The organism is uncultured Empedobacter sp. (genome assembly GCF_937930195.1).
In the GTDB taxonomy this organism is placed as follows: domain Bacteria; phylum Bacteroidota; class Bacteroidia; order Flavobacteriales; family Weeksellaceae; genus Empedobacter; species Empedobacter stercoris.
On record NZ_CALGVK010000170.1, the window covers coordinates 1 to 5484 of the forward strand.

The 5484-nt window shown below is 32.1% G+C and carries 4 protein-coding genes and 1 pseudogene; 3 read left to right on the forward strand and 2 right to left on the reverse strand.

Annotation, left to right across the window (positions count from 1 at the left end):
- Positions 1 to 881, reverse strand: a pseudogene (locus Q0616_RS09795) (T9SS C-terminal target domain-containing protein); the annotation flags it as partial.
- A 199-nt stretch (positions 882 to 1080) separates the two neighbouring features.
- Here Q0616_RS09795 and Q0616_RS09800 point away from each other — a divergent pair.
- The 3 genes from Q0616_RS09800 to Q0616_RS09810 are packed head-to-tail and all read left to right on the forward strand — an operon-like array spanning position 1081 to position 3242.
- On the forward strand, positions 1081 to 1740 hold the full coding sequence (locus tag Q0616_RS09800) for a TatD family hydrolase (RefSeq protein WP_260542084.1): 660 nt from the start codon (positions 1081 to 1083) through the stop codon (positions 1738 to 1740).
- A gap of 11 nt (positions 1741 to 1751) precedes the next feature.
- Positions 1752 to 2474, forward strand: coding sequence for a ThiF family adenylyltransferase (locus tag Q0616_RS09805; RefSeq protein WP_171621934.1), 723 nt, complete (start codon positions 1752 to 1754; stop codon positions 2472 to 2474).
- Positions 2475 to 2534: 60 nt separating this feature from the next.
- On the forward strand, positions 2535 to 3242 hold the full coding sequence (locus Q0616_RS09810) for a hypothetical protein (RefSeq protein WP_225541128.1): 708 nt from the start codon (positions 2535 to 2537) through the stop codon (positions 3240 to 3242).
- Between the two features lie 182 nt (positions 3243 to 3424).
- On the opposite strand, the gene carB is transcribed toward Q0616_RS09810, so the two are convergent.
- Positions 3425 to 5484, reverse strand: a 2060-nt coding sequence (gene carB, locus Q0616_RS09815; protein WP_298776793.1) for a carbamoyl-phosphate synthase large subunit, incomplete at its 5' end; no start/stop codon positions are given.

Consider the following 5484-nt stretch of genomic DNA (forward strand, 5'->3'; position numbering starts at 1 on the left):
CCTACAAAACCACCAGCTCTTTCTAACTCTGCTTCTACCTCAGAAATAGAATAAGAATCTTTAATCGTATTCATTCTATTAGGACCAAAAGCCATTGTTGTGAAACCTACAAATCCTCCGATAATATATCCTCCTACAACTTTTCCTTTTGCAAAAGAATTTGTTATTGTAGATTTATCCCATAAATTCCCTGTAAATCCTCCTACTTGATTAAATCCTTCTACGTAGCCTTCAAAAGAAGAATTATTAACAAAAGAATCTGTTAATACACTTCCCGCAAAACCACCAATATTATAAGAAGTTGTAATAATTTCTGCATTTGTTACATGACAGTTATCCACAAGACTATTTGTAGAAAGGTTACCAACAAAACAACCAGCTGTATCTTTTGCTCTAACCTTAATATTGTCTATTTTTAAATCTTTGAAAGTTGCTTTGAAAGCTTGTCCAAAAAAACCAACAAAATCTCCAGTTGGTCTGTTAATTAAAACATTCTTGATTGTATGATTATTTCCTAATACAGTTCCTGAAAAAGGCTTTTGATACCCATAACCAATAGAAGTCCACAAATGTTTTCCTACATCGATATCATTAGAAATAATAATCGTTTTTCCCAAGAAATCATTTCCATCATATACCAACTTAGCTAAACCAGCAAGCTGTTCCGCATTACTCAAAGTAAAAGATGTTGAAGTGGAATTGTACCAACTAACATCTGTAAAGTCTATCCATTCAGTAGTCGGAAAATTTTCAGTTCCTTTAGTAATTAACTCTTTTTGAATTGATGATTCAAGTAAATTAGGTGCTTTTCCAGTTTGTCCAAATAAAGGTACACCAGTCATAAGTGCAGTTAAGAAAATTGTAAATAGTGTTTTTTTCATATTTTGTGATTTAAACACAAATATATTATTATTTAAAACTTTAACAACTATAAAACTAAATAATAACTCCATTTATTTTAAGTAATTACAATCACTTACAGAACTAATTATAAACAACATATAAAACTAAATTTATTTTAAATCTAAATTTCATAATCATACAGATATACTTAATTTTGTAATTATTATAGCAATAAACATGTTTCTCAACGCGCATACACATCATCTATCTAACGATTCAACGGTTTTAGAATTGTACAATCAATTTCCGAATAAGCTGAATAATGGCGTAAAGCTATTTTCTATTGGAATTCATCCAGCTTATATCAAAACCTCATCAATAGAAGAAGAAATAAGACTTATTAAACAAAATCTTTCAAATAAAAATTGTTTAGCAATCGGAGAAATTGGCTTAGATAAATTGTGCGAAACAGATTTTAAGTTACAAATCGAGGTTTTTGAACAACAATTAAAGATTGCGGAAGAATTTAAAATTCCTGTGATTATACATTCGGTTCGTGCTTATCAAGAAATCTTACAGATTCGCAAAAAAATGAAATTAACGATTCCGTTTATGTTTCATGGTTTCAACAAGAACGAACAATTACTCCATCAGATTTTGGTGCAAAATTGTTTTGTATCTTTTGGTAAAAATCTTCTTTCTAACAAAAACTTACAAATTATATTTGCAAAAATTTCTGCAAATCAATTCTTTTTAGAAAATGATGCAAGCGAAATTCCGATAAAAGAAATTTATGCATTTGCAGCAAATTTGAGAAAAATAACAATCGAAGAATTACAACTTCAACAAGCAGAAAATTGGAAAACGATTTTCGGTTACGAAGTTCAATCAAAATAAAATACATTTCAATGGCAGTTTGGCAAGAAAGAGCTGAATTATTATTCAAAAAAGAAGGTTTAGAAAACCTTAAAAATTCTAACGTTTTAGTCGTAGGTTTAGGAGGTGTTGGCTCTTTTGCCGCAGAATTTATTGCACGTGCAGGCGTTGGTAAAATGACAATTGTGGATGGCGATACAATAGATATTACAAATATTAACCGTCAATTACCCGCTTTACATTCGACAATTGGACAACATAAAGTAGATATTGTTGGTGATCGTTTGATGGATATTAATCCTGAATTAGACTTAACACGTATCAACGAATTTTTGAGTCCAGAACGTACACACGAAATCGTTACACCCGATTTTGATTATGTCTTAGACTGTATCGACTCTGTTACCCCAAAAATTAATTTGATCTTAGCTGCAAAACGCAAAAAAGTGAAAGTAATTAGTAATATGGGTGCAGGAGGAAAATATTTGGCAAGTAAAGTTCAGGTGCGTGATATTAGTAAAACTGATGTTTGTCCTTTGGCAAAAAATGTACGAAAACGATTAAAAAAAGAAGGCATTAATAAAGGTGTAAAAGCTGTTTTTTCAACAGAAGTTCCTGATGAATTATCGGTAAAATTGACGGATGGTAAAAACTATAAAAAATCTTTTTATGGAACCAATTCGTGGATGCCTGGTTTATTCGGGTTGCATGCTGCTGAAACAGTGATTCGACATCTATTAAAAAATGATAAATAATTAACTACTTTCTTAAAGATTTAAGTAATTTAGTTGCAAATTAACAAAGAGACTAAAAAAATGAAAATCAATTACGATTATATCACATACGAAGATGTTTTGAGAGCACGTCAATTTATGTACGAGCAGGCGTTGGAGCAGAATGCGACTAATTCGTTGTTGAATACGGCGAGAGATTTATTTGGAAATAGTAATTTCGAGATGTGTATCAAAGTTTGTGAAGGTTTATTGGATGCAAAAGACCCAAAACAATTATATGACGCAAAAAAATTGATTGCTTTATCCTATTATAGCTTACAAGATTTTGAAAATGCTGACAATGCTTTCTTTGATTTAGCTCAGAATTCAGATAACTCAGACGATTGGTTTAATGTTGTCATTTCTGCAGCTTTAAATAAAAACATCGAACGTAGTCAAGAATGTTTCGGAATTGCATTAGAAAAATACACAAAATTTGGTCATCAACGCAATATGCCTTCTGTACAATTGATGTTGCATTACATGATTACATTAGAAACTGTAAAAGAATATGCATTGGCTTTAGAACAATGTAAAATGTTGGTGCAAGTGTATGCTAAATTGAAAAAAACAGACGAAAAATTCTTAAGCTCTCGCGGATTAGAACAAATCGAAAACTTTTTAGAAACGGCTAAACCAGTTCTGAAAAAAGCGAAAAAGAAAGAATTAACGGAAATCAAGAAAGAATTATTAGAAGCTCTTGATGCAAACGGCGTAGAAAAAGTAGAAGCTTTTTTTGCTGAGTTTTAAGAAAATTTAATTTCTACATATTTTAAAATCCACTTTGAGAGAAGTGGATTTTTTGTATGGATAAATATTGTAAATTAGTCAAAAGAGTATTGAAGCGGAAAAACGAAAAAGTTCACACTAATAACAAATAAAAAGCCTCGCAATTGCGAGGCTTTGAACTTATAACTTAATACTTAAACGTATTACTTATTTCTGTATTCATTCCAAGTTTTGATTTTTAAATCATCCATTGTTAGGGTTGTAAATGCATTGATGAAAGCTGAAGCTAAACGTGCATTTGTAACCAATGGAATGTTAAAATCTACTGCTGTACGACGAATTTGATAATCATTATCTAATTCCACTTTTGTTAAGTTTTTCGGAATGTTGATTACCATATCAATTTTCTTATCGTGGATGTAAGACATTACATTTGGTTCTTTTTTATCAGATGGCCAATACACTAATGTTGAATAGACATCATTATCCATAAAGAATTTATGTGTTCCTTCTGTTGCGTAAATTTTATATCCTTTTGCAATTAATTGTTTCGCAGGTCCTAATAAAGCAACCTTAGATTCAATTGGTCCACCAGAAATCAATACTGTTTTCTCTGGAATTTCATATCCTACAGATAACATCGATTTTAATAAAGCTTCTTCAGCTGTATCTCCAATACATCCAACCTCACCTGTAGACGACATATCCACTGATAACACGGGATCGGCACCAGCTAAACGTGTAAATGAGAATTGAGAAGCTTTAACTCCTACGTAATCTAAATCGTAAACTAATTCTGAGTGTCCTTTTTCTACTTCTAATCCTAATAATACTTTTGTTGCTTTTTCGATTAAGTTATTTCCTGCCACTTTCGATACAAATGGGAACGAACGAGAAGCACGAATATTCGTTTCAATTACACGAACTGTATTATTCTTCGATAAAAACTGAAGATTCATTGGACCAGAAATCTCGAAACGTTTTGCGATTTTCGCCGCAACTTTACGCATTTGACGAATTGTTTCGATGTATACTTTTTGAGGTGGATAATACATTGTCGCATCACCAGAGTGTACTCCTGCAAATTCCACATGTTCAGAAATCGCATAGTCAATAATTTCTCCGTTTTGACAAACTGCATCCAATTCGATTTCTTTTGCTCCTTGTACGAATTCAGAAACGACAACTGGATAATCCGGAGAAACTTCTTTCGCTAATTTCAAGAAAGCATCTAATTCTTCCGTATTTGATACGACGTTCATCGCAGCACCTGATAATACATAAGAAGGACGAATTAAAACTGGGAATCCTACTTCATCCACAAAGTGATGAACTGCTTCTAAAGAAGAAAGTTCTTTCCAACGTGGCTGATCAATTCCTAATTCATCTAAGATTTCAGAGAATTTGTGACGATTTTCTGCATCATCAATACGTAAAGGAGAAGTTCCTAAAACATTGATTTTTTCGTCGTACAATTTCATTGCTAAATTGTTTGGAATTTGACCTCCTGTCGAAATAATTGTTCCTTCAGGTTGCTCAAAATCCAAGATATCCATTACACGTTCAAACGATAATTCTTCGAAGTATAAACGGTCTGACTCATCATAATCCGTCGAAACAGTTTCTGGATTATAATTGATAATAATCGTTTTGTAACCATTTTTAGCTGCTGTTTGTGCTGCATTTACACAACACCAATCAAATTCTACAGAAGATCCGATGCGGTAAACACCAGAACCTAAAATACAAACTGCTTTTTCTGTTTCAGTTTCGATATCATTTTCAGTTCCGTGGTATGTTACATATAAATAATTTGTTTGCGCTGGGAATTCTGCTGCTAACGTATCAATTTGTTTTACAACAGGAATAATTCCGAAGTTTTTACGTAATTCACGAACGGTTAATTCATTTCTGTGTACATTCACATTTCCTTTAACTAAAACTGCAATTTGTTGATCCGAGAAACCAGCTAATTTTGCTTTTTTCACTAAGTCAGCATCCACTTGTTCAAATCTTTCTAAAGCTTCAAATTCTTTAGAAATGTTGAAAATTCTTTCTAAACGTTGTAAGAACCATAAATCGATTTTCGTTAAATCGTAGATTTTTTCGATAGAATATCCCGCTTTGAAAGCTTCTGTGATCGCGTATAAACGCTCATCATTTGGTTCAGCTAACCACGTATCTAATGATTCTCCTTCTGGAATAGTGAATGAATTTGCGACAAATCCTCTGTGTCCGATGTCTAACATACGAACTCCTTTCT

Bases quoted from the DNA above. Each gene is read 5' to 3' on its own strand.
- Q0616_RS09805 (WP_171621934.1), top strand. From the start codon at position 1,752: ATGGCAGTTTGGCAAGAAAGAGCTGAATTATTATTCAAAAAAGAAGGT.
- Q0616_RS09810 (WP_225541128.1), top strand. From the start codon at position 2,535: ATGAAAATCAATTACGATTATATCACATACGAAGATGTTTTGAGAGCA.
- Q0616_RS09800 (WP_260542084.1), top strand. From the start codon at position 1,081: ATGTTTCTCAACGCGCATACACATCATCTATCTAACGATTCAACGGTT.